The organism is Bacillus haimaensis (assembly GCF_048270625.1).
Classification (GTDB): Bacteria; Bacillota; Bacilli; order Bacillales; family Bacillaceae_I; genus Sutcliffiella_A; species Sutcliffiella_A haimaensis.
Window position 1 is genome coordinate 897,809 of the sequence record NZ_CP158164.1, and the last position, 23,534, is coordinate 921,342.

At 42.6% G+C, this 23,534-nt stretch carries 23 protein-coding genes; all 23 read left to right on the forward strand.

What is annotated here, in order from left to right:
* Nucleotides 1–84 precede the first annotated feature (84 nt).
* The 23 genes from ABN702_RS04305 to cccA all read left to right on the forward strand — a co-directional run bounded on the left by ABN702_RS04305 (nt 85) and on the right by cccA (nt 23,468).
* Entirely contained in the window at nt 85–1,437 is a 1,353-nt protein-coding gene (locus ABN702_RS04305; RefSeq protein WP_417899542.1) for an NfeD family protein, read from the forward strand.
* 4 nt (nt 1,438–1,441) lie between these two features.
* Nucleotides 1,442–2,434 carry a flotillin-like protein FloA gene (floA, locus tag ABN702_RS04310; RefSeq protein ID WP_204416453.1) on the forward strand — a complete coding sequence of 331 codons (993 nt, stop codon included), beginning with the start codon at nt 1,442–1,444 and terminating at the stop codon, nt 2,432–2,434.
* A gap of 63 nt (nt 2,435–2,497) precedes the next feature.
* Nucleotides 2,498–3,091: a hypothetical protein gene (locus ABN702_RS04315; RefSeq protein WP_417899543.1), complete on the forward strand. Its 594-nt coding sequence runs from the start codon at nt 2,498–2,500 to the stop codon at nt 3,089–3,091.
* A gap of 109 nt (nt 3,092–3,200) precedes the next feature.
* Nucleotides 3,201–3,485: a sporulation protein YqfC gene (yqfC, locus tag ABN702_RS04320; RefSeq protein ID WP_417899544.1), complete on the forward strand. Its 285-nt coding sequence runs from the start codon at nt 3,201–3,203 to the stop codon at nt 3,483–3,485.
* 15 nt (nt 3,486–3,500) lie between these two features.
* Complete coding sequence (gene yqfD / locus ABN702_RS04325) at nt 3,501–4,688, forward strand: sporulation protein YqfD (protein ID WP_417899545.1); 1,188 nt, start codon at nt 3,501–3,503, stop codon at nt 4,686–4,688.
* A 3-nt stretch (nt 4,689–4,691) separates the two neighbouring features.
* Nucleotides 4,692–5,660: a PhoH family protein gene (locus ABN702_RS04330; RefSeq protein ID WP_417899546.1), complete on the forward strand. Its 969-nt coding sequence runs from the start codon at nt 4,692–4,694 to the stop codon at nt 5,658–5,660.
* A 475-nt stretch (nt 5,661–6,135) separates the two neighbouring features.
* Entirely contained in the window at nt 6,136–8,367 is a 2,232-nt protein-coding gene (locus tag ABN702_RS04335; protein ID WP_417899547.1) for an HD family phosphohydrolase, read from the forward strand.
* Nucleotides 8,364–8,843 carry an rRNA maturation RNase YbeY gene (gene ybeY, locus ABN702_RS04340; protein WP_417899548.1) on the forward strand — a complete coding sequence of 160 codons (480 nt, stop codon included), beginning with the start codon at nt 8,364–8,366 and terminating at the stop codon, nt 8,841–8,843. The genes ABN702_RS04335 and ybeY overlap by 4 nt, the downstream gene beginning before the upstream one ends.
* Entirely contained in the window at nt 8,815–9,213 is a 399-nt protein-coding gene (locus ABN702_RS04345; RefSeq protein ID WP_417899549.1) for a diacylglycerol kinase family protein, read from the forward strand. The genes ybeY and ABN702_RS04345 overlap by 29 nt, the downstream gene beginning before the upstream one ends.
* A 118-nt stretch (nt 9,214–9,331) precedes the next feature.
* Entirely contained in the window at nt 9,332–9,730 is a 399-nt protein-coding gene (locus ABN702_RS04350; RefSeq protein WP_417899550.1) for a cytidine deaminase, read from the forward strand.
* A complete protein-coding gene (gene era, locus ABN702_RS04355) occupies nt 9,723–10,637 on the forward strand; it encodes a GTPase Era (protein ID WP_417899551.1) in 915 nt (304 codons plus the stop codon). The genes ABN702_RS04350 and era overlap by 8 nt, the downstream gene beginning before the upstream one ends.
* A gap of 188 nt (nt 10,638–10,825) precedes the next feature.
* Nucleotides 10,826–10,966, forward strand: coding sequence for a YqzL family protein (locus ABN702_RS04360; protein WP_204415876.1), 141 nt, complete (start codon nt 10,826–10,828; stop codon nt 10,964–10,966).
* 109 nt (nt 10,967–11,075) lie between these two features.
* Nucleotides 11,076–11,837, forward strand: coding sequence for a DNA repair protein RecO (gene recO / locus ABN702_RS04365; RefSeq protein WP_417899552.1), 762 nt, complete (start codon nt 11,076–11,078; stop codon nt 11,835–11,837).
* Between the two features lie 314 nt (nt 11,838–12,151).
* Entirely contained in the window at nt 12,152–13,039 is an 888-nt protein-coding gene (glyQ, locus tag ABN702_RS04370) for a glycine--tRNA ligase subunit alpha (RefSeq protein WP_417899553.1), read from the forward strand.
* Entirely contained in the window at nt 13,032–15,113 is a 2,082-nt protein-coding gene (glyS, locus tag ABN702_RS04375; protein WP_417899554.1) for a glycine--tRNA ligase subunit beta, read from the forward strand. The genes glyQ and glyS overlap by 8 nt, the downstream gene beginning before the upstream one ends.
* 315 nt (nt 15,114–15,428) lie before the next feature.
* On the forward strand, nt 15,429–16,058 hold the full coding sequence (locus tag ABN702_RS04380; RefSeq protein ID WP_417900822.1) for a helix-turn-helix transcriptional regulator: 630 nt from the start codon (nt 15,429–15,431) through the stop codon (nt 16,056–16,058).
* Nucleotides 16,059–16,072: 14 nt separating this feature from the next.
* The gene (locus tag ABN702_RS04385) at nt 16,073–16,882 is read left to right on the forward strand and encodes a pyruvate, water dikinase regulatory protein (protein ID WP_417899555.1); all 810 of its coding nucleotides are present in this window, start codon (nt 16,073–16,075) and stop codon (nt 16,880–16,882) included.
* 490 nt (nt 16,883–17,372) lie between these two features.
* Nucleotides 17,373–17,843, forward strand: a complete 471-nt coding sequence (locus tag ABN702_RS04390) for a YaiI/YqxD family protein (RefSeq protein WP_417899556.1) — start codon at nt 17,373–17,375, stop codon at nt 17,841–17,843.
* 30 nt (nt 17,844–17,873) lie between these two features.
* Nucleotides 17,874–19,688: a DNA primase gene (gene dnaG / locus ABN702_RS04395; RefSeq protein ID WP_417899557.1), complete on the forward strand. Its 1,815-nt coding sequence runs from the start codon at nt 17,874–17,876 to the stop codon at nt 19,686–19,688.
* 45 nt (nt 19,689–19,733) lie between these two features.
* Nucleotides 19,734–20,858: an RNA polymerase sigma factor RpoD gene (gene rpoD / locus ABN702_RS04400; RefSeq protein WP_204415861.1), complete on the forward strand. Its 1,125-nt coding sequence runs from the start codon at nt 19,734–19,736 to the stop codon at nt 20,856–20,858.
* A 114-nt stretch (nt 20,859–20,972) separates the two neighbouring features.
* A complete protein-coding gene (locus ABN702_RS04405) occupies nt 20,973–21,503 on the forward strand; it encodes a hypothetical protein (protein ID WP_417899558.1) in 531 nt (176 codons plus the stop codon).
* Nucleotides 21,504–21,671: 168 nt separating this feature from the next.
* Entirely contained in the window at nt 21,672–22,811 is a 1,140-nt protein-coding gene (locus ABN702_RS04410; RefSeq protein WP_417900823.1) for an acyl-CoA dehydrogenase family protein, read from the forward strand.
* Nucleotides 22,812–23,069: 258 nt separating this feature from the next.
* Entirely contained in the window at nt 23,070–23,468 is a 399-nt protein-coding gene (gene cccA, locus ABN702_RS04415) for a cytochrome c550 (protein WP_386635915.1), read from the forward strand.
* Nucleotides 23,469–23,534 lie beyond the last annotated feature (66 nt).

A 23,534-nucleotide genomic window follows, 5' to 3' on the forward strand; every position in this document is an offset into this window, starting at 1 on the left:
TGAAACCTGGCTGGAGTTTGTGCGTATTACTTATTAGGCACGGTGAATGATAAAAAAGAAAGAATGGTTGGAGAGGGGGGCATCATGAAAAAGGTTCTTCGTATAGGTTATGTTAGTGCTTTTTTACTTGCTTTAATACTATCTGTTTTCCCTATGGCGCCATCACACGTGGATGGTGCAGAAAAGCTTGTCTACGTGATTCCAGTTGAGGATACGGTAGAAACCGGTCTGCTTGCTTTTATAAACAGGTCGATAGAGGAAGCGGAGGATGCTGGTGCGGATCTAATCATTTATAAGCTCCATACTCCAGGTGGACTAGTGGATGCTGCGAGTGATATATCCAAGAGCTTCAAATCCACCTCTATCCCAAGTGTTGCTTTTATTGATACGAGGGCGTTGTCGGCAGGTGCTTATCTTGCTTTATATGCCGATGAAATCTATATGACGCCTGGAGCTACCATGGGGGCAGCTGCTGTGATAACCGGAGATGGAAATGCAGCGGATAAAAAGTCTCAGTCCTACTGGCTACAGGAAATGGAAAATGCTGCAGAGTCAAGTGGAAGAGATCCTCTGTATGCAAAAGCGATGGCTGATACCGAAGTGGATCTGCCAGAGCTTGGTGCCCCAAAAGGGGAACTGCTGACGCTGGGACCAAAAGAGGCATTGGAGGTTGAATACTCCGAAGGGACTGTGAAAAATCTTGACGAGCTACTCCAAACTTTAGGGTATGAGGATGCGGAAGTGGTGAATGTCGAGGTATCATTCGCAGAGAATGTGGCACGTTTCCTTACAAACCCGATAGTTGTATCGATTCTATTATCTGTAGGATCATTGGGGCTTGTTCTTGAACTGTATTCTCCCGGTTTTGGCATACCCGGCTTTATGGGAATCAGTGCCCTATTACTGTTTTTCTACGGCCATCTTGTTGCAGGCTTGGCTGGGATGGAAACCATGATATTGTTCGTACTCGGTGTCATATTTATTGTGCTAGAGATATTTGTGCCTGGGGGGATATTAGGCGTGTTAGGATTAGGGGCAGTGATAACAAGTTTCTTTTTAGCCACCGATAATATTGTCGAAACAGGCATAGCTCTATTGATTGCCATGCTTGTAACAGTTGTGGCGATGGTCGTGCTGTTTACCGTATTCGGAAAACGGATTCGACTTTTTGACCGCATCATCCTCCGAGATTCCACCAATACGGAGCAGGGATATGTGTCAAATGTATCGCGGATTGAACTGGTTGGGCAGGAAGGTGTGACATTGACACCATTAAGACCTGCAGGTACAGCCGTCATCAAAGAAGAACGGATTGATGTTGTAACAGAGGGCAGTTTTATCGGCTCGAACAAACGAGTAAGAATTGTAAAAGCAGAAGGTCCTAGAATTGTTGTAAGAGAAATACACACAGAAGATTTGACAGGAGGAAATGAATGATATGATGGATCCAACTTCATTGATAATTTTAGTAGCAGTTGTTTTAGGAATAATCTTTTTTGCGGTATTGATGACATTTGTACCGGTTATGCTCTGGATCTCAGCATTAGCTGCTGGAGTCAGAGTGAGTATCTTTACACTTGTAGGGATGAGATTAAGAAGGGTTATCCCAAGCCGTGTTATTAATCCTTTGATCAAAGCGCATAAAGCAGGCGTGGATGTAACAACAAATCAATTAGAGAGTCACTATTTAGCAGGAGGAAATGTGGATCGTGTTGTAAATGCTCTTATTGCTGCACAACGCGCAAACATTGAATTACCTTTTGAACGTGGAGCTGCAATTGATTTAGCGGGACGTGACGTACTCGAAGCAGTTCAAATGTCCGTTAACCCTAAAGTTATCGAAACACCATTTATCGCCGGTGTCGCTATGGATGGTATTGAAGTGAAGGCGAAAGCTCGTATTACCGTTCGTGCAAACATTGAACGTCTAGTAGGGGGTGCCGGTGAAGAAACCGTTATTGCCCGTGTAGGTGAGGGTATCGTTAGTACCATCGGTTCTGCTGATAATCATAAAAAAGTATTGGAAAATCCGGATATGATTTCTCAAACTGTATTATCCAAAGGTTTGGATGCGGGTACTGCGTTTGAGATCCTGTCCATTGATATTGCGGACATTGATATCGGGAAAAACATTGGTGCGGAATTACAAACTGACCAAGCGGAAGCAGATAAGAAAATTGCTCAAGCCAAAGCTGAGGAGCGCCGTGCGATGGCCGTTGCACAAGAGCAGGAAATGCGCGCCCGCGTAGAGGAAATGCGTGCGAAGGTTGTAGAAGCGGAAGCGGAAGTTCCACTTGCGATGGCAGAAGCGTTGCGCTCTGGGAATATTGGCGTGATGGATTATATGAACATTAAAAACATCACTGCTGATACGGACATGAGAGATTCTATCGGGAAGTTGAATGATACACCAGAAGATGGAGACAAGAAGTAATAAATGAAATGGGGGAAACGCTAAGTTTTCCCTGCTCCTTTAGGAAGGGAGGAAGATTGACCATTGGGTACCATCATTGAATTATTCCTTAGTAACCCGCTGCTTTTGGTCCTTCTGATCGGTGCGATTACCGGATTGTTTGGCAAGAAGTCGAAACAAGAGGAACAAAAGAGGCGTCAGCAGCAAAGACAGTCCGGGCAGCAGCAGACAGAGGCGCGGACACAATCTTCTTATCCAAACAATGAAACTGGCTATAGAGAAGCAAAGCACGAGAAAAAGCAGGATAGCTTTGACTGGGATATAGACATCTTCAATGAAACAAAGGAAGAACTGGAGAAGAAGGTAAGGGAAACACTTTCTCCATATTTGGAGAAAAAGAAAGAACAGGTCGTTACAGCAAAACAAACCGCTCCATCCGCGATGAAAGAGAAAGTCCAAGAGCTTTCCATCAAGCAACAGGAAATCGTCAAAAACAGCCCCATTTTAAAAGAGGAGCTCCAGCTTTCTGAAGGAAAAGTGGTAAAAAACAATAAAATCAACCCAAAACGTGTGGTGGAAGGTGTCATGTGGGCAGAAATCCTCGGTCAGCCACGTTCGAGGAAGCCTCATACCCCTATCTATTCACAACATTACGCTGCTTCTAGAAGGAAAGGTTAAAGATTATCCCATGCCGTTATGAACGGTATGGGATTTTTTTGATTGCCATGCAAATTCAGTGATAGAACCCTCTTTTTTCTCATACATATGAGTGAAAGGGGGTTTTTCCATGCTCAAGAAGTTTCGTGCGAGAATGAACAGCTGGATACAGGAAAATATGGAACTACCCGCAGATGTCATGATGGATCTGCCCCGCATAACCATGATTGGACAAATACATATATATATTGAAAATCATCGAGGATTGCTGACCTTCAGCGACACGGAGATAAGGCTTCTGCTAAAACAGGGCCAGCTGCTTGTCAAAGGGGATTCTTTTGTCATAAGGACCATCCTTCCGGAAGAGATTCTACTCGAAGGGAAAATAAGCCAAGTACTCTATTTGAATGAATGATATAGGAGGATTTTCATGAAAAACCAATGGATGAACTTTTTTTCAGGTAGTGTCAAAATCATTATTCATGGAAGAGGAGTGGAGAGGTTCCTCAATGACTGCACAAGAAATGGAATCCAGATTTGGCAAGTGAAAAAAATGGGGGCAGAGGCATACACCTGCTATATTCTGCTCAAGGATGTCAAAAAAGTAAGAAGGCTGATCAAAAATCAGGAATGCAAATTTCGTTTTCTTACTAGAAAGGGCGTCCCTTTTATGTTGCAGTATTCCTTTAGAAATAGTGGAATCATTGCAGGTATCCTATTGTGCCTGCTGACCATCTTTGTTCTTTCCAATATGGTGTGGAGTATTGAAATAAAGGGCGCTAATCCTGCAACAGAGCACAAGATTATGCAGGAATTGAACAAGCTTGGCGTAAAAAAGGGCAAGCTCCAGTTCTTTATCAAGGATGTAGAGAGCATCCAGCGAGATTTGACAGATACTATCAGTGAGATTACATGGATAGGAGTAGTTCTGAATGGAACATCCTATCATTTCGAGGTAGTGGAAAAGAATGAACCTGAAAAGATAGAGAGCCTTTCTCCAAGGAATCTGGTTGCGTCCAAAAAAGCGGTGGTGGTCAACATGTTCGTTGAAAAAGGACAACCAATGGTGGAAAGAAATGATCATGTGCAAAAAGGCCAGCTACTCATCTCAGGCATCATTGGCAAAGAGGGACAACAAAAGTCGACTGCGGCTGTTGGGGAAGTGCTTGGGGAAACATGGTACATGTCCGATGTGAAGATTCCGATGAAAACTATTCTATCGGTGTTCACCGGAGAGGTTTATAAAAAGCACTATGTTGAAATAGGGAATGTACAGATACCGGTTTGGGGATTTTTCGAGCCGGAATACAAGATGAAAAAAGAATACGAAGCAAAACGACCTTTTTACTTCTTCAAGTGGAAGCTTCCCATCTCTTACATCGGAAAAACAATTCATGAGTCTGAAATGGTGGAGAGGACCTATGATGAAGAAGAAGCCGTGGAAGAAGCACTTGTGATCGGAAAAAAGAAGTTGAAAAAGGATTTGCCTGAAGATGCCACCATAATTGGTGAAAAAGTTTTGCACCATGAAACGGAGAATGGTAAAGTGAAAGTATCAATTCATTACCAAGTCATTGAAAATATTGTAAAAATAGAACCAATTATTCAAGGAGACTGAGGAATGTCAGAAGAACTAGTGATGATGAAGCAGCAAGTAAATAATCCGAATGAAGCAATTGCTCTATTTGGCAACCAAGATGTTCATCTAAAAAGGATTGAAGAAGAACTGAAGGTTTCCATCGTAACAAGAGGAGAAGCCGTGAATATTTCTGGAGAACTTTCTGATGTGGAAATGGTGGACAATGTCCTGCAGAACCTTTTGCTTGTTATAAGAAAAGGAATTACGATTTCCGAGCGTGATGTGGTGTATGCCATCCAGCTTGCGCGCGAAGGCAAAATGGATTCCTTCCAAGATCTTTATGAAGAGGAATTGACAAAGAACGTTAAGGGTAAGTCCATCCGTGTTAAAACACTAGGTCAGAGGCAATATGTATCTGCCATCAAGAAAAAGGATCTGGTGTTCGGGATTGGCCCTGCAGGCACGGGGAAAACGTATCTTGCGGTGGTCATGGCCGTCATGGCCCTGAAAAATGGACAGGTTAAACGTATCATCCTTACTCGTCCAGCTGTTGAAGCGGGAGAGAGCCTAGGCTTCCTGCCAGGAGATCTGAAGGAAAAGGTGGATCCATATCTGCGTCCATTGTACGATGCACTGCACGATGTGTTTGGATCGGAACATACGCAACGATTAATTGAACGTGGGACAATCGAGATTGCTCCTTTGGCATATATGAGAGGGAGAACCCTTGATGATGCATTTGTCATACTGGATGAAGCACAAAATACAACACCTGCGCAAATGAAAATGTTTTTAACCAGACTTGGATTCGGCTCCAAAATGGTGATTACCGGGGACATCTCCCAGGTGGATCTGCCTAAGGGGATGAAGTCCGGATTGAATGTGGTCAGAGACATCCTGAAAAACACCTCAGGCATACAATTTATTGAGCTTGAGCAGTCGGATGTGGTCCGTCACCCACTTGTGGCTCGCATCATTGCAGCATATGAAAAATTGGAAGAAAATAAATAGCCCCTCTAATGGGGCTCTTTCGCTTGAAAGAGGGATAAGTCTTTGACATGTATGGCCAGACTGAGCCGGCTACGCTTTTCTATTGTCTAGCTCCGCCGGCTTGGCCCTCGAGGTCATAAGCCATTTTTCCTCCAGAGGTAAAACCTAACCTCTTACGGAAAACTGTCTTATGCTTGTCGGGCCAGATCGAGCCGGCTACGCTTTTCTATTGTCTAGCTCCGCCGGCTTGGCCCTCGAGGTCATAAGCCATTTTTCCTCCAGAGGTAAAACCTAACCTCTTACGGAAAACTGTCTTATGCTTGTCGGGCCAGATCGAGCCGGCTACGCTTTTCTATTGTCTAGCTCCGCCGGCTTGGCCCTCGAGGTCATAAGCCATTTTTCCTCCAGAGGTAAAACCCAACCTCTTACGGAAAACTGTCTTATGCTTGTCGGGCCAGACCGAGCCGGCTACGCTTTTCTAAAAAGGGGGGAGAGTATGAAGAAGAAAAGTGCTTTTAATTTTGGGAAATCTTTTCAGCAAATGAAAGGGTTCAAATTTTATCATATAATCATCTACTGTCTACTTGGTGTCATCATGTTCGGTCTGATGTACAGTAATGTCAAACCGGATGAAATAAATGTAAGCATTTTCTCTAACGCTGAAAAAACGATAGTTGCACCTCACAATTTCGAGGACAGGGAAGCAACTGCCATGCTTCGTCGGGAAGCGGCAGATGGTGTAGAGGACCAGTACCGACATGACCGTGAAAAAGTCATTCAACAAGCGGAACGTGTACATAAGGTATTTGATGTGGTGGAAGAAGTACAGGAAGAGATACAAACCATAGAAAAGCCGCCTGAACAAACTACGACAGAAGAAGCAGATGAATCCCAAGAGGAGCAGGTTGCAGAGCCTGTTGCATTGACAGATGAAGAGAAGCTTTCCCTGCTCAAAGAAAACTTGGTCGGACAAGTTACCGATGATTGGAAAAAAGCGATATCCGATGAGGATTATATGATGCTTCTGAAAATGAACAAAGCAGAGCTTACCACTTTACGGAATGCTACAGTTACAGCCATCAATAATGCCATGTCGAAAAAAATACGACTTGAAGATGATGTGAAGGCAGCTAAAAATGATGCTGTCCAAGAAATGCAAGTATATGGTAATCTCCCGATGAATGTAAGGAATATCGGAATATCTCTTGCAAATTTGGCCATCATCCCGAATGTCATCTATGATTCCGAATTGACGCAGGACCTTAGACGACAAGCAGAAGATACTGTAGAACCGGTGCGTATCTCCCAAGGGGATACTATCGTGAAAGCGGGACAATTTGTGGATCGGGAAAAATTCAGGATTCTAGAAGCTGCGGGACTCGTTAACCAATCCAATTCCATTACCCCGTATATTGGGCTGGCGATTATCATTTCATTGATGGTGACAGCTTTGGCTTACCTATTCAGGGGTATCGATACGAGCATCCATAGTAAAAATACCTACTTGACCATGTATCTTCTCGTGTTTTCGATCACGCTTTTATTACTGAAAATCTTCAGCTTGTTCCAGACTCTGAATGCAACGGAAATCGGTTTTATTGCACCGGTTGCGATGGGTGCCATGCTGATAAAGATGTTAATAGATGACAGGATAGCGATCATATCAGGTATTATTTTCGGGATATGTGGAAGTCTCATATTTAATACAGTTCCAGGAGCAATGAATTATACGGTAGGGGCTTATCTGATTATTTCAGCTATAGCTTCCGTCTTGTTCCTTAATCAGCATAACCGCCGTCTGACGATTCTTCAAACAGGGCTGTTTGTATCTCTGATCAATGTGATTACAGTCATTGCGATGATGCTGCTGACAAACCGGGACCTGTCTGGTGTCAGTCAATGGCTCGAAATAGGTACGCACAGCACCATGGCAATAGGATCTGGTGTCGTTTCAGCTGTACTGACAATAGGGATTTTACCTTTTTTTGAAGTAGGATTTGGCATGCTTTCCACTATGAAACTGTTGGAATTGTCCAATCCTAATCATCCATTGTTAAGAAAGATATTGATGGAAACGCCAGGAACCTATCACCATAGTGTCATGGTCGCCAACCTCTCTGAATCTGCTTGTGAAGCGGTGGGGGCAAATGGTCTGTTGGCAAGGGTGGCGTCGTATTATCATGACATTGGAAAAACAAGAAGACCGCATTATTTTATCGAGAATCAAATGGGTCGCAGCAATCCGCATGATAAATTGCCACCGCAAACCAGCAGGAATATCATTGTGGCCCATGCTACCGACGGAGCTCAAATATTACGCGAGCATAATATGCCGAAAGAAATTGTGGATATTGCAGCCGAGCATCATGGCACCACTTTATTGAAATTCTTCTACCATAAAGCGAAAGAGAAAAATGAGGAAATGACGGAAGAGGAATACCGTTACCCTGGTCCGAAAGCTACAACAAAAGAGGCGGCTATCGTCGGAACTGCTGACAGCATTGAAGCCGCAGTAAGATCCTTGAACAATCCGACACCTGATAAGATCGAGAGTATCGTAAAAGCGATTATCAGCGATCGATTACAGGACGGGCAATATAGTGACTGCTCCTTGACCTTCAAAGAGCTTGAGACGGTTGGGAAATCTTTCTGTGAAACCCTCCAGGGGATTTTTCACTCACGCATAGAATATCCGGATGCAACCAAGAAAAAGGGAGATGATGAATGATGCTGGAAATAGATATGATGGATGAAACTGCGGAAATATCAGAAGAGCAATGGATGGAAATTGAGCAGCTGCTTCAATTTGCAGCGAAAATAGAGGAGATAACTCCAGGTGCAGAGCTTTCTGTTACTTTTGTGAATAACGAAAAAATAAAGGAAATCAATCGCGATTATCGGAATAAGGACCAGGCTACCGATGTCATTTCTTTTGCGATGGAAGAAATGGGAGAAGGGGAAATGGAGATCTTCTATGATGAGGATGCACCAAGAATGCTTGGAGATATAATCATTTCGGTTCCAAAAGCAATGGAACAAGCGGAGGACTATGGGCATTCATTAAAAAGGGAGCTTGGTTTTCTTGCGCTCCATGGACTTCTCCATCTTCTGGGCTACGACCATGAAACCGAAGCGGAAGAAAAGGAAATGTTCGATAAACAAAAGGAAATTCTTGATGCCTATGGACTCAAAAGAGCGGAATAAGAAGGGGTATAGGAGCTCTTTCGCAAAAAGCTTTACCTATGCGTGGAATGGATTGATGTTCGTCCTGAGGACAGAGAGAAATATCAAAATCCACCTCGGTATAGCTTTTTGCGCGATAGCGCTCTCCCTATATTTGAATATATCCAAAGTGGAATGGCTTATTCTTTTCATGGTTATTGGAGGTATTCTCGTCATTGAAATACTCAATACGGCAATAGAGAATGTGGTGGACCTTGTAACGGAGGAATATCATCCTTTGGCAAAAATTGCAAAGGATGTAGCGGCTTCGGCTGCGCTGGTATTTGCTTTTATCTCTGTTATAATAGGAATACTCTTATTTTTGCCTTATTTGTGGGCTATCGTTAAATAAATTGAAAATTTAAAATTTTTTATATTTTTATTTAATTTTAACGTGATTTACCACGTGAATTAAGGTAAAATAAAAGTAACGCGAACCCTGAAGCTTATAGAAGAAAGGAAGAACAATATTGAACATCGAAGCTTTGATCCAAGAAGCAAAAGCAGCAAGAGAATTAGCCTATGTACCATACTCCAAATTTAAAGTTGGTGCAGCCTTACTAGGAAAAGACGGAAAGGTCTATCGCGGATGCAATATTGAAAATGCCGCATACAGTATGTGCAACTGTGCAGAGCGTACGGCATTATTTAAAGCGTATTCAGAAGGTCAGAAGGAGTTTGACGCAATTGCAGTTGTCGCTGATACTCGCCGCCCTGTGCCCCCTTGTGGAGCCTGTCGCCAAGTTATCTCTGAATTATGTGCACCTGAAATGAAAGTGATTTTAACCAACCTTCACGGTGATGTACAGGAATTGACTGTAGCTGAATTGCTGCCAGGAGCTTTTTCACCGGAGGATTTAGATGCTTAATACCAATACAAACTACAAGTCAGGTTTTGTTTCCATTATTGGCAGGCCGAATGTAGGAAAATCGACATTTTTAAATAGGGTCATTGGACAAAAAATTGCCATAATGAGCGACAAACCTCAAACGACCCGTAATAAAATACAAGGTGTATATACACAGGATGACGCACAGATTGTCTTCATCGACACCCCTGGTATCCATAAGCCCAAACATAAACTTGGCGATTTCATGATGAAAGTAGCCCAGAATACCCTGAAAGAAGTGGACCTCATCCTATTCATGATCAACGCAAAAGAAGGATTGGGTAGAGGCGATGAATTTATTATTGAGAAGCTGAAGGAAACAAGTACTCCAGTATACTTGGTCATAAATAAAATCGACGAGGTTCACCCTGACGAACTGCTTCCTTTAATGGAAACGTACAAATCTCTATTCGATTTCAAAGAGATCATTCCCATTTCTGCACTTCAAGGAAATAATGTTGAAACATTACTTGAGCAGATTAAGCAATTCTTGCCTGAGGGACCACAATACTACCCGGCTGACCAGGTGACAGACCATCCTGAACGATTCATTGTTTCAGAACTTATTCGGGAAAAGGTACTGCATCTCACGAGGGAAGAAGTGCCGCATAGCATTGCTGTTGCTATCGACTCGATGAAAAAGCGCGAACGTGGAGATATCGTGGATATTCAGGCAACGATTGTGGTGGAACGTGATTCGCAAAAAGGCATCGTCATCGGAAAACAAGGTAAGGTATTAAAAGAAGTGGGACAAAAAGCAAGAATGGACATTGAAGCACTCCTCGGTTCAAAAGTCTTCCTCGAGCTATGGGTAAAAGTCCAGAAAGACTGGCGCAACAAGCAATCCCAGCTAAGAGACTTCGGCTTTAATGAGGATGAATATTAATTAATCTGTCAAACAGTTGCTTATTCAAACCTTATGGAAAATAAAAGGCAAGCATATTCGCAGCAGTTAACTTTTCAGGAAATTTACATTATTTATCTAACATGTTTTGGCCCTTGAACGGTCATCATAGTCATATAGGAATTGGAATAAGTATGCTGGTCTTTACTACAGAAAGGGTGGGGTTTACAATGTTGGATTTTACCTGGAAAGTGTTTAAAGAAACAGGTAATATTGATACCTATCTTCTTTTTAAAGAGCTTGAAAAGGAGAATGTCGATATACCCGAACAATCAGAAGAGCTGGCGAATCGAGACTTACCAATTTCATGACGATGATGACTACCCGATAAAGGCAATCTACCCCTTGTAGATTGCCTTTTTGCATATAGGTCTATACAATTAATACAGACAGGATTATCAGTGCGGGATGGTGTACGAATTGCTACATAAGTGTGAAGGGATAGTTATCAGAACAAATGCCTACGGAGAAAACAATAAAATTGTGACTTTGTATACGAAGGAATTGGGGAAAGTGGGTGTAATGGCAAGAGGGGCCAATAAACCGAGCAGCCGGTTGACGGCAGTTTCCCAGCTGTTTTCACATGGCACTTATGTTTTCCAGAAAGGAAGCGGCCTTGGAAGCCTGCAGCAGGGAGATATTATGGAGTCGATGCGGGCCATAAGGGAAGATATCTTCCTGACCGCCTATTGCTCATTTGTGGTGGAACTCATGGACCGGGTTACAGAAGAAAGAAACCGCAACCCTCATCTATACGAACTACTTTATCTGACTCTACACTATATCAATGATGGAATGGATGCAGAAATATTAACGTTCATTTATCAGATGAAAATGCTCGATGTAATCGGAATAACACCTGAATTGAATAAATGTGCCTCCTGTGCAAGCACGGAAGGTACTTATGCTTTTTCCATAAAGGAAGGCGGCTTTATTTGTCATCGCTGCTTTCATAAGGATCCATATCTTATCAAGGCCTCACCAGCAGCTTTAAGGCTTTTGAGAACCTTTTATTATTACGATCTGCATCGAATAGGAAACCTGTCTCTTAAAGAGGAAACACGAGCTGAGCTGCGTCTGATCATTGATGAATATTACGAGGCATATTCAGGGATAATGTTAAAATCCAAACGGTTCCTTAAACAGATTGGGACGTTAAAAGTAAATCTTGATAAAAAATAGCGGTGATACATTGACTTTGTGAAAAAAATCATTTATTATCCTATTACGTTCATAATGATTGCGGTGAAGGAAAGTAGTACCTGTCGTCCTCTAATAAAGCGAACCTAGGATAGTGCAAGCTAGGGATTAGAGAGATGGGGAAGGCGTTCTGGAGCAATACGGATAAAGTGGTAAAGGGCAGACCTTTACAAATAGGGTGGAACCGCGGGAAAACCTCTCGTCCCTATGCTGATGAAAGTTGGCATAGAGATGGGAGGTTTTTTCTATTTTCCTCTCTTGGTCAACTTGAAAATAAGAATTGGAGGGAAATGAAGATGAACATTCAAAATATGATTCTAACACTGCAAAATCATTGGTCCGAACAAGGCTGTATTTTGATGCAGGCCTATGATGTCGAAAAGGGCGCCGGAACGATGAGCCCTTATACTTTCCTTAGAAGTATTGGTCCGGAGCCGTGGAATGTGGCTTATGTAGAGCCTTCCCGTAGACCGGTAGATGGTAGATACGGGGAAAATCCGAACAGACTGTATCAGCATCATCAATTCCAGGTGATCATGAAGCCCTCACCTGATAATATCCAGGAGCTTTATCTGGAATCCCTAAAAAAGCTGGGAATCGACCCTTTAAAACACGATATCCGTTTCGTTGAAGATAACTGGGAGGCTCCAACCCTCGGCGCAGCCGGACTGGGCTGGGAAGTATGGCTGGATGGAATGGAAATCACTCAATTCACGTACTTCCAACAGGTAGGCGGCTTGGAATGTAAGCCGGTATCTGTAGAAATCACATATGGTATCGAGCGTTTGGCTTCGTATATTCAAGATAAGGAAAATGTTTTTGATCTGGAGTGGACAGAAGGCTTTACGGTCCGTGACATTTTCCTTCAACCGGAATACGAGCATTCTAAATATACCTTTGAAACGTCTGACCCTGACATGCTGTTCAATCTTTTTGACATCTATGAAAAGGAAGCACATCGTCAAATGGACCATGGACTCGTGCACCCTGCCTATGACTATGTATTGAAATGCTCCCACACCTTTAATCAATTGGATGCCAGAGGCGCAATCTCAGTAACGGAGCGTACTGGATATATTGGCCGTGTTCGGAACCTCGCAAGAAAAGTGGCGAAAACGTTCTATGATGAAAGAGAGAAACTTGGTTTTCCAATTTTGAATAAGGAGGAGCATACCAATGAGTAAACGGGATTTTTTAATTGAAATCGGACTAGAGGAAATGCCTGCACGCTTTGTGACAGACTCCATGAACCAGTTGGAAGCGAAAGTGAAGGAATGGTTGGCGGGTAATCAACTGGAATTCGGTTATGTGCATGTTTATTCCACGCCGCGTCGTTTGTCTCTGCTGGTAGAAGACCTGGTGGAAAAGCAAGAGGATGTTACGGTTGAAGCGAAAGGACCGGCAAGAAAGGTAGCCCAGAATGAGAACGGTGAATGGTCCAAAGCTGCGCAAGGTTTTACAAGAGGGCAAGGTCTGACTGTTGAGGATATCTACTTCAAAGAAATCAACGGCGTGGAATATGCGCACGTTCAGAAGCATGTAGTAGGGAAGGAAACAAAAGAAATCCTTGAAACGATCGTTCCTGTTCTGACAGGCCTGCATTTCCCGAAAAACATGCGTTGGGGCAGTGAAGAGCTGCGCTATGTTCGTCCGATTAAGTGGCTGGTTGCGTTATTCGGTGACGAGATCATTCCGATGCAAATCACCAATGTGGAGTCCGGAAGAATGTCAAGCGGTCACCGTTTCCTAGGGGCGCAAGTGGAGTTGAAGGAAGCGGCGAGCTATGTGGATGCCCTTCTTTCCAATTACGTCATTGTAAGTGCTTTTGAGCGAAAAGAAGCGATCAGACAGCAACTGTCCATCATTGGAGAGGAAAATGGCTGGGAAATCCCCGTGGATGAGGACCTGCTTGAAGAAGTAAACAATCTGGTTGAATATCCTACAGCATTATTTGGTACATTCGAGTCTGAATATCTTTCATTGCCGGAGGAAGTGTTGATTACATCCATGAAAGAGCATCAGCGCTACTTCCCTGTGAAAAGCAAAGACGGAAAGCTACTGCCTTATTTTGTGACAGTCCGAAACGGGAACCACGAAAATCTGGATATAGTAGCAAGAGGAAATGAAAAGGTTCTTCGTGCAAGACTATCAGATGCAGCATTCTTTTCAAAGGAAGACGAAAAGCTTGTCATTGAAGACGCGGTAAGAAGACTAGATAAAATCGTTTTCCATGAAGAAATAGGAACAACTGGAGAAAAAGTTAAAAGAGTGCACAACTTTGCTCTTCAATTAGCGGATCTCCTTCAGGTAGATGAAGAGACTGTGAAGAATGTAAGCCGCGCAGCCTCCATCTACAAATTTGATCTGGTTTCACACATGGTGTATGAGTTCCCGGAACTGCAAGGGATCATGGGTGAGAAATATGCGAAGGCAAAAGGGGAAAACCCTGTTGTCGCTCGCGCAATAAATGAACATTATATGCCACGATCTGCCGATGATGATACTCCTTCATCCGATGTTGGAGCAATTCTTAGCATCACGGAAAAATTGGATACGATAGTCGGCTTCTTTGCGATCGGTGTCATTCCAACAGGATCTCAGGACCCATATGCATTAAGACGCCAAGCATCCGGGATCATCCAGACGCTGATCAATAAAAAATGGCCGATTTCCGTTGAAGAACTGATCACTAAATTTGTCAGTTATTATGAAGAACAGAACATCGGAAAGCGTACAAAAGAAGAAACTGCTGCAGAAGTGGTTCAATTTTTCAAAATGCGCTTAAAGAATAACCTGTCAGAACGCGGAATCCGCTACGATATCGTGGAAGCCATACTGGAACTGCCTCTGCATGATATGAGTGCAAGTGTGAAAAAAGCGGAAGTTCTGGACTCTGCAAAAGCGGATGCAAATTTCAAGGAAACGATGGAATCCTTGAGCCGCGTAAGAAATATCGCCAAAAAAGCCACAAATAATGACGAGGTAAAAGAAGAGCTTCTCATCGACCAGGATGAACACCAACTTTACTCCTTGTTCAAAGAAAAAGAAGCAAAGGTACTACAGGCTTCAGAATCCCAGGACTATACGGAGGTCTGGAAGGAGCTAGCTTCCTTGAAACCGGCGATTGACGCCTTCTTCGACAATATCATGGTAATGACAGACAAGGAAGATATCCGTAGCAATCGTCTTGCATTAATGGCAAGTCTGTCTCGAATGATTTCTATTTTTGGAAATATAAACGTCATTATTGTGAAGTAATATCTTGAGACAAACGAAACATCCTGTGATAAAATAAGAAAATTGAAGAAAGAGGCTGACTAATAATAGCAAACTATATTTAGTCAGCCTCTTTCCATTTCCGTCGTATTTCAGTATAATTAGTATATAATATTTACATATAAAGTATGTCACAATTATTAGCATTTCGATGTGTCCAGCTGCGCCGGCTAGCTCCTCGAGTCATAAGTCAGTTTCCTTCCGGAGGTAAAAACCAACCTCCTGCAGGAAACTGTCTTATGCTTGTCGGAGCTGAACGAGCCGGCTCCGCATTTCTAAGATAGGTGGTGAACGACAATAGAACTGAATAAACGGCAAGAACATATTTTACAGATTGTAAAAGACCAAGGACCTATCACCGGAGAAGCTATTGCAGATCAACTTAACCTTACGAGAGCAACCCTGCGTCCCGACTTGGCCATTCTGACCATGGCAGGCTATCTGGATGCAAGGCCAAGGGTGGGGTATTTCTATACAGGAAAGACGGGATCCCAACTTCTATCTGATAAAATCAATAAAATCCAGGTTCATGACCATTCATCGATTCCCGTCGTAGTTCATGAAAGCGTCTCGGTTTATGACGCAATCTGTACGATGTTTTTAGAGGATGTCGGAACACTTTTCGTGGTAGATAAATTTTCTATTATTGTGGGAGTGCTCTCCCGGAAAGACCTGTTGCGTGCAAGCATCGGGAAACAGGAGCTCACCTCCATCCCGGTTAATATCATCATGACAAGAATGCCGAATGTCACCTATTGTTTTAAAGACGATCTGATTATCGATGTTGCACAGAAATTAATCGAAAAGCAGATTGATGCTCTTCCAGTCGTAAAGCAAACGGACAAAGGCTATGAAGTGGTCGGAAGAATTACGAAAACAAATATTACCAAGGTTCTTGTTGCTCTTGCGCATAACGAAATAATCTAGATTGGAGGAGAATCATGGAAAAGCGAACGGTATACATTCTTTCAGATTCAGTTGGAGAAACAGCAGAGCTCGCAGTGAAGGCTGCAATCAGCCAGTTTAATGGAGCGAATTTCCATTTGAAGAGAATACCTTATGTGGAGGATATCGCAACCATCACAGAAGTAATTTCCATAGCAAAAATAAATCACGGACTTATCGCATTCACACTTGTAGTCCCTGAAATGAGAAAACACCTGATTTCCCTTTCCCAGAAGGAAGGGGTTCCGGTATACGATATTATCGGCCCATTGGTCGACTTGATGGAACAGGAATATAAGGTAAAGCCGAAATATCAGCCAGGACTGGTGCGACAGCTGGATGATGATTATTTCAAGAAAATCGAGGCGGTGGAGTTTGCGGTAAAGTATGATGACGGCCGTGATCCTAGAGGGATCATCAAAGCGGACATCGTATTGGTGGGGGTTTCCAGAACATCCAAGACTCCTTTATCCCAATACCTGGCGCACAAACGCTTGAAAGTAGCGAATGTGCCCATCGTCCCTGAAGTCGATCCTCCGGAAGAGCTGTACAAGGTTTCTCCAGAGAAGTGCTTCGGCCTGAAGATTAGTCCCGAAAAGCTGAATGACATCCGTAAAGAACGCTTAAAAGCACTCGGACTAAACGATAAAGCTGCCTACGCCAACCTCGAAAGAATTAAAGAAGAACTTGCATTTTTTGAGACAGTCGTTAATAAAATAGGTTGTGAAGTCATCGACGTCACCAACAAAGCAGTAGAAGAAACCGCCAACCTCATCTCCAACATCTATAATAACCGGTTGAAATAATTGAGAATGAAGTTATTCTATAAACGCTCTGTTAGAGGAACTTGTTAATATGTAAGGAATAATAGCTGTTGATTGGAGCAAAAGGCGAAGACTCCTGCGGGAGATAGCGCTAGAGTGGAGACCCCACAGGCGCAGCCGAGGAGGCTCCACCAGCGCCCCTTGGGTCGCTGTGCCTTTAGCGGAAATCACCAGCGGTGTTTAACGTCAACCGAAAAATTACTATATGAAGAAGGAGCGCTTACACTAAGTGCTCTTTTTCTTGGGGAAAAACATGATATTTTCGGGTGTATTTTAGTGGTCAATTCAAAAGGTTTATATTATAATAAAAAATTGTGATAAAAAAATTCCCGTATAGGGTTTAGAGTTCCAGTTAATCGAATAAACTAAAACTAGCTATAAGTCAATAGCGAGGAGACAGTTTCGTTCGACAACCATAAAAAAACTAGCGAAAAAAGAAGGTTTTTGGGAAGGGATGTAGAAACCATTTAACATGCAAAATAATCGACAACCTATTATTTTGGTAGACGCAGATGCGTGTCCTGTTAAAGAAGAGATCAGTAATATCGGTCATACATATCAATTGGACGTTTACTTTGTAGCATCCTACTCCCACGTAGTCAAAAACGAAATAAAAGGTACATGGGTATATGTGGATGATGAAAAGGAATCTGCAGATCTTTACATACTCAACCATGCAAGAAAAAATGATGTGGTGGTAACCCAGGATCATGGGCTGGCCAGTATGTTGGTGTCGCGGAACGTTTATGTTCTATCTCCTCGTGGAAAACAATACGAAGAGAGCGAAATGGACATGATGCTTCACATGAGATTTTTATCGGCAAAAGAACGAAGAAAAGGAAACTATTCAAAAGGGCCTAAAGCGTTTTCTCAACAGAATAGGGAAAACTTTGTGCATTCATTCAAAAAAACTTTGTCGAATATTGCAGGAATTCGGGAATAGAAAGCGAATAGTTAGTCACGGAGTGTTGTTATGAACTATAGAATTCCTGAACAGACCATTGATCAAATAAGACAATCATCCGACATAGTCGATGTAGTTGGTGAATATGTACAATTAAAGAAACAAGGCCGTAACTATTTTGGGCTGTGCCCATTTCATGGAGAAAGCACACCTTCCTTTTCCGTTTCCCCGGATAAACAGATATTTCATTGCTTTGGCTGCGGAGCTGGAGGTAATGCCTTTAACTTCATCATGGATATTGAAGGCGTCAGTTTTGTAGAGGCGGCACAAAAGCTTGCCAAATCCTCGAATATTGAAATGGAAGTCCCGGAAAATGAACTGTCCGGAAATTCAGGTCAGTCAAAAGAAACAAAATGGATGATGGATGCCCATTTGCTCTTACAGAAATTTTACCATCATTTACTTTTAAATACAAAAGAGGGTCAGGAAGCCTATGACTATTTAAGCGGAAGAGAATTTACCGATGAAATGATGAAAAAGTTCGGTATTGGATATGCGCTGAACAGCTGGGATTTCGCCCTGAAGTTTTTGACCAAAAGAGGATACAACCAAAAGCTTCTTGAAAAAGCGGGTCTTCTTATTGAAAAGGAGCATACCGCGGAATATTTTGACCGTTTCCGGGACCGGATCATGTTTCCGATACATGATCATAAAGGAAACGTGATTGCTTTTTCCGGACGTGTGTTGGGAAAAGGGGAGCCAAAATACTTGAACTCTCCTGAAACGGCACTCTTCAATAAAAGCAAAATCCTGTACAACTTCCATCAGGCAAGACCACACATACGCAAGCAGGAGCAAGTGATACTCTTTGAGGGTTTCGCAGATGTCATTGCTGCCGATCGTGCAGGGTTGCATCATTCGATTGCAACGATGGGGACTTCCCTGACAGAGGATCAGGCAAGGATCATCCGCCGTCATGTCGAAAGTGTCATCATCTGCTATGACGGTGACAATGCAGGGATCGAGGCTGCATATCGTGCGGCTAAGATTCTGATTGAGCAGGGCTGTTATGTGCGAGTCGCTTTGATGCCAGATAAACTAGACCCTGATGACTATATCCGCAAAAAAGGGCCAGAGTCATTCAAGCAGGATGTAATAGGGGCAAGTTTAACGTTTATGGCATTTAAGTTGCAATACCTTCGCCGAGGCAGAAACTTAAAAGACGAAGGAGAAAAGATCAGGTATATAGAAGATGTTCTGAAGGAAATCAGTATGCTTTCAAAAGCGGTGGAGCGGGATCATTATCTACGCCAGCTGGCAGATGAATTTTCCATCTCCCTTGATGCGCTGAAGCAACAGCAGTTTCAAGTGTATAAATCTCTTAACCAAAAAAAGGATTATCGGGAGCAGAATAGAATTACTATATCTAACCAGCCAAAGCTCTTTTCCAAAACGTTAAAACCTGCCTACGAAAACGCAGAACGCTTTCTTTTGGCACATATGCTGAAAAATAGAGCTGTCTCCGACAAAGTGCAAGCATCCATCGAAGGAGCTTTCATCATGGAGGAGCATCGGGCGATAGCCACTTATCTTTATGCCTTTTATGAGGAAGGATATGAACCGAATATAAGCGTTTTTATGGAGCGTATCCCTGAGGTGGAGTTGAAGAAAAAAATTTCCGAGCTTGGAATGCTGACACTTGAGGAAGAATTAAGTGAGGCAGTTCTTCGGGATTACATGAAACAGGTGTTTAATTATCCAAAGTTGTTAACAATAAAGGAAAAAGAACAAGAAAAGAAACAGGCAGAAGTTAAAAACGACTTTTTGCATGCTGCACAAATCGCGATGGAAATTATCCAATTGAAAAAAGAGTTAAAACAATAAATATGCCTCTTTATCGCGTTCAATGTTGGAAGGAGGGGACTGTTGATGGCTGAAAAATCAGCACAATCAAAAGAGATGGAAACAGAATTGACCATCGATCAAGTAAAAGAGCAACTAACAGAAGTTGGGAAGAAACGTGGAGTCCTGACGTATGAAGAGATAGCAGAAAAAATGTCCGGCTTCGAGATGGAGTCCGACCAGATGGATGAGTACTATGAGTTCCTTGGGGAGCAGGGTGTTGAAATTATCGGGGAAGCGGAATCGGATGATGACCCAAACACTCAACAGCTTGCAAAAGAAGAGGAATTCGACCTTAATGACCTGACAGTACCACCCGGTGTGAAAATCAATGATCCTGTACGTATGTATTTAAAGGAAATCGGACGTGTGGACCTGTTGTCTGCTGAAGAAGAAATCAGCCTGGCAAACCGCATCGAAGAAGGAGACGAAGAAGCAAAACGTCGTCTGGCTGAAGCGAATCTGCGTCTTGTTGTAAGTATTGCAAAGCGTTATGTAGGACGCGGAATGCTATTTCTTGACTTGATCCAGGAAGGTAACATGGGTCTGATTAAAGCGGTAGAAAAATTTGATTACAGAAAAGGGTTCAAGTTTTCTACATATGCCACTTGGTGGATTCGTCAAGCAATCACCCGTGCCATTGCAGACCAGGCAAGAACCATCCGTATCCCGGTACACATGGTGGAAACCATCAATAAGTTGATCCGTGTTCAAAGACAGCTTCTTCAGGATCTTGGACGTGAACCAAGCCCGGAAGAAATTGCAGAAGATATGGACCTTACTCCAGATAAAGTACGTGAAATCCTGAAAATTGCACAAGAGCCAGTTTCCTTGGAAACGCCGATTGGTGAAGAGGATGACTCACATCTAGGCGATTTCATCGAAGACCAGGATGCTACATCTCCATCTGATCATGCTGCTTATGAATTGCTGAAGGAACAGCTTGAGGATGTACTGGATACATTGACAGACCGTGAAGAGAATGTGCTAAGACTCCGCTTCGGTCTTGATGACGGACGTACACGCACACTCGAAGAAGTTGGTAAAGTATTCGGTGTGACAAGGGAGCGTATCCGACAAATTGAAGCGAAAGCACTTAGAAAGCTGAGACACCCAAGCCGCAGCAAACGCTTAAAGGATTTCCTCGAATAGAATCTAAACTCCGAAATAGTTCGCTTTTATTTATAAGGTGAACTATTTCTTTTTTTCATTATATTTATTTTTAATTTTCAGTTATCTGCACCTGCAAGAGGAGTGTTATTTACTTTGAATAGACAAAGAAAAGATACTATCATTCAAGAGATACATTATTGGAAGGATAGCCGCTTGCTTCCGGAACACTATTGTGACTATCTGCTAGCGCTATATACCGAGGGAGAGGGGAGCAATAAACAAGCAAAAGTTCCAAAAAAGAATCTTTTTCATTTATCTCTTGCATTCCTTATTCCATTGTTCGTTCCAATAACATTTCTTGTCATTTATTTTACTGAATTGTCAATTGATTTGCAAATGCTCCCGATAATATTTTTTATTCTTCTTTCGTTATTGGGCTATTATGTTTTTCGGAAAGAACATTTCTTTATACATATACCAATCGTTACAACCGCTCTGCTTGTGCTTCTCCTATCTTTGAAATTGGTGGAAGCGACCGGCTACCATTCCACCAAGATGCTAGTTACAGTAGGTGCTCAGGCTGTTGGGTGGTTTGTAATCGGATTTCTCAAGAAATGGTACTATCTGAATGTCGCTGCCGTTATCACTGGGCTTTTAATCTCCGGAGTTATTATATTAAAGTAATTTACATATAATTTTGTTATTTTAAAAAGTTGAGAATATTCCCTCCTTTCTATTATAATACATTTGAAAGCGTATTCAATATGTAAAGTGTAGATGGAAATTACTTTTCCTTTTAAGAGCTAAGTTTCACGGGAAAAGGTTTTTGCTAAACATCAAGGGGGGAAAATGATGAATTTCGATTTAACATCTGAACAGGCAATGATAAGAAAGACTATTAGAGAGTTTTCTGATGAAGTGGTGGCACCAGGGGCGCTTCAAAGGGACCGTGACAAAAAGTTTCCGGTTGAGGTTTTTCGCCAGCTGTCTGATCTGGGAATGATGGGACTGCCATTTCCGGAAGAATACGAAGGAGCTGGGGCTGATACAGTAAGTTTTGCCATTGTAGTAGAGGAACTCAGCCGTGCATGCGGCTCCACTGGGATTACCTATTCCGCCCACGTTTCACTAGGGGGGGCACCAATCAACCTCTTTGGGACGGAAGAACAGAAACGCCAATACCTTGTTCCTATCTGTACAGGTGAGTCCATGGGAGCATTTGGATTGACAGAACCGAACGCAGGCTCTGATGCCGGTGGAACCCAGACGACAGCAGTGGAAGATGGAAATGACTATATCATCAATGGAAATAAATGCTTCATTACCAATGCATCCTATGCAAAGCATTTGGCGCTTACTGCCATTACAGGCAGAAATGGTAATGAAAAAGAAATATCTGCTGTGATTGTCCCAACGGATGCACCAGGCTTCCAGGTTATTGATAACTATGAAAAAATGGGGCTTAACGCTTCCAATACGACTGAATTGGTACTTGAAGATGTAAGGGTACCGCAAGAGAATCTTCTTGGAAAGCGTGGAGAGGGCTTTAGACAGTTCTTGATCACGCTGGATGGTGGACGCATCGGAATTGGTGCCATGGCTCTAGGGATAGCTCAGGCCGCTTTTGAGCGAGCGCTCGCTTATTCAAAAGAACGGAAACAGTTCGGCAGATCTTTATCAAGCTTCCAGGTGAACCAATTCAAGCTTGCAGACATGGCGATGAAGCTTGAGCTTGCAAGAACGATGGTTTATAAAGCGGCATGGCTGAAAGATCAGGGAAGACCTTTTTCCAAAGAAGCTTCCATGTGTAAACTTTATGCTTCCGAGGTCTGTATGGAAATTGCAGACCAGGCTGTCCAGCTGCACGGCGGATATGGCTATATGAAAGAATATCATGTCGAGAGGTTCATGAGGGATGGCAAGCTCCTTGAGATTGGCGAAGGAACCTCTGAAGTTCAAAGAATGGTAATTGCCAGACATTTAGGTTGCTAAATATTTTTGTGAAAAACTTTTTAAAAGGTAGAATATAGAATGTGCTTTAGAGAAAACTAAATATGTTGCCAACAGCCTGAAACCTTCATCCTGGATGAAGGTTTTTGCTTCATCCCCGATGAAGGTTTTTGTCTAAACTGTGAATTTAAAACAGAAGTTGGCATTTTGGTCTTTTCCTATAGTAAAATATAAAGTAAAATAGATAGTGCTTGTATAAGTTTCGACATTCGTACATGTACATAAGGAGGTTTGAAAATTATGAATCGTAATCCACTTATTCCTTTTGCATTTATTGCAGTTTTAGGACTGGGATTGATGTTCTTATTCTCTTTTATTGGTTTAGATCAAGCCGAGAAAATTGCTAACGGTGAAGATGGTGCGACAGCGGATATGTCTGCTGAAGAGATCTATGCATCAAAATCTTGTATTGGCTGTCATGGTAATGACCTTGCAGGGGGAGCGGGGGCACCAGCTCTTGTTGATGTAGGCGAAAGATTAGATCAAGAAGAAATCAAGAATATCATCATTAATGGTCAAGGTGCGATGCCAGCTGGCCAAGCTAACGCACAGGAAGCAGAAGTCTTATCCGAATGGTTGGCAAACTACGGTAAAGAAGGCGCTGAAGGCGAAGCGAAAGAAGACGGCGGAGGCCATTAATGCCTCATTCTTTACAACATGTTTTCATATAAAAGGTCCTTTGCATTTGTGAAGGATTTTTTTTTA

Coding starts and splice junctions, on each gene's coding strand:
- ABN702_RS04305 (WP_417899542.1), top strand. CDS start 85: ATGAAAAAGGTTCTTCGTATAGGTTATGTTAGTGCTTTTTTACTTGCT.
- floA (WP_204416453.1), top strand. CDS start 1,442: ATGGATCCAACTTCATTGATAATTTTAGTAGCAGTTGTTTTAGGAATA.
- yqfC (WP_417899544.1), top strand. CDS start 3,201: ATGCTCAAGAAGTTTCGTGCGAGAATGAACAGCTGGATACAGGAAAAT.
- yqfD (WP_417899545.1), top strand. CDS start 3,501: ATGAAAAACCAATGGATGAACTTTTTTTCAGGTAGTGTCAAAATCATT.
- ABN702_RS04330 (WP_417899546.1), top strand. CDS start 4,692: ATGTCAGAAGAACTAGTGATGATGAAGCAGCAAGTAAATAATCCGAAT.
- ABN702_RS04335 (WP_417899547.1), top strand. CDS start 6,136: ATGAAGAAGAAAAGTGCTTTTAATTTTGGGAAATCTTTTCAGCAAATG.
- ybeY (WP_417899548.1), top strand. CDS start 8,364: ATGATGCTGGAAATAGATATGATGGATGAAACTGCGGAAATATCAGAA.
- ABN702_RS04345 (WP_417899549.1), top strand. CDS start 8,815: ATGCCTATGGACTCAAAAGAGCGGAATAAGAAGGGGTATAGGAGCTCT.
- era (WP_417899551.1), top strand. CDS start 9,723: ATGCTTAATACCAATACAAACTACAAGTCAGGTTTTGTTTCCATTATT.
- ABN702_RS04360 (WP_204415876.1), top strand. CDS start 10,826: ATGTTGGATTTTACCTGGAAAGTGTTTAAAGAAACAGGTAATATTGAT.
- glyQ (WP_417899553.1), top strand. CDS start 12,152: ATGAACATTCAAAATATGATTCTAACACTGCAAAATCATTGGTCCGAA.
- glyS (WP_417899554.1), top strand. CDS start 13,032: ATGAGTAAACGGGATTTTTTAATTGAAATCGGACTAGAGGAAATGCCT.
- ABN702_RS04385 (WP_417899555.1), top strand. CDS start 16,073: ATGGAAAAGCGAACGGTATACATTCTTTCAGATTCAGTTGGAGAAACA.
- ABN702_RS04390 (WP_417899556.1), top strand. CDS start 17,373: ATGCAAAATAATCGACAACCTATTATTTTGGTAGACGCAGATGCGTGT.
- dnaG (WP_417899557.1), top strand. CDS start 17,874: ATGAACTATAGAATTCCTGAACAGACCATTGATCAAATAAGACAATCA.
- rpoD (WP_204415861.1), top strand. CDS start 19,734: ATGGCTGAAAAATCAGCACAATCAAAAGAGATGGAAACAGAATTGACC.
- ABN702_RS04410 (WP_417900823.1), top strand. CDS start 21,672: ATGAATTTCGATTTAACATCTGAACAGGCAATGATAAGAAAGACTATT.
- cccA (WP_386635915.1), top strand. CDS start 23,070: ATGAATCGTAATCCACTTATTCCTTTTGCATTTATTGCAGTTTTAGGA.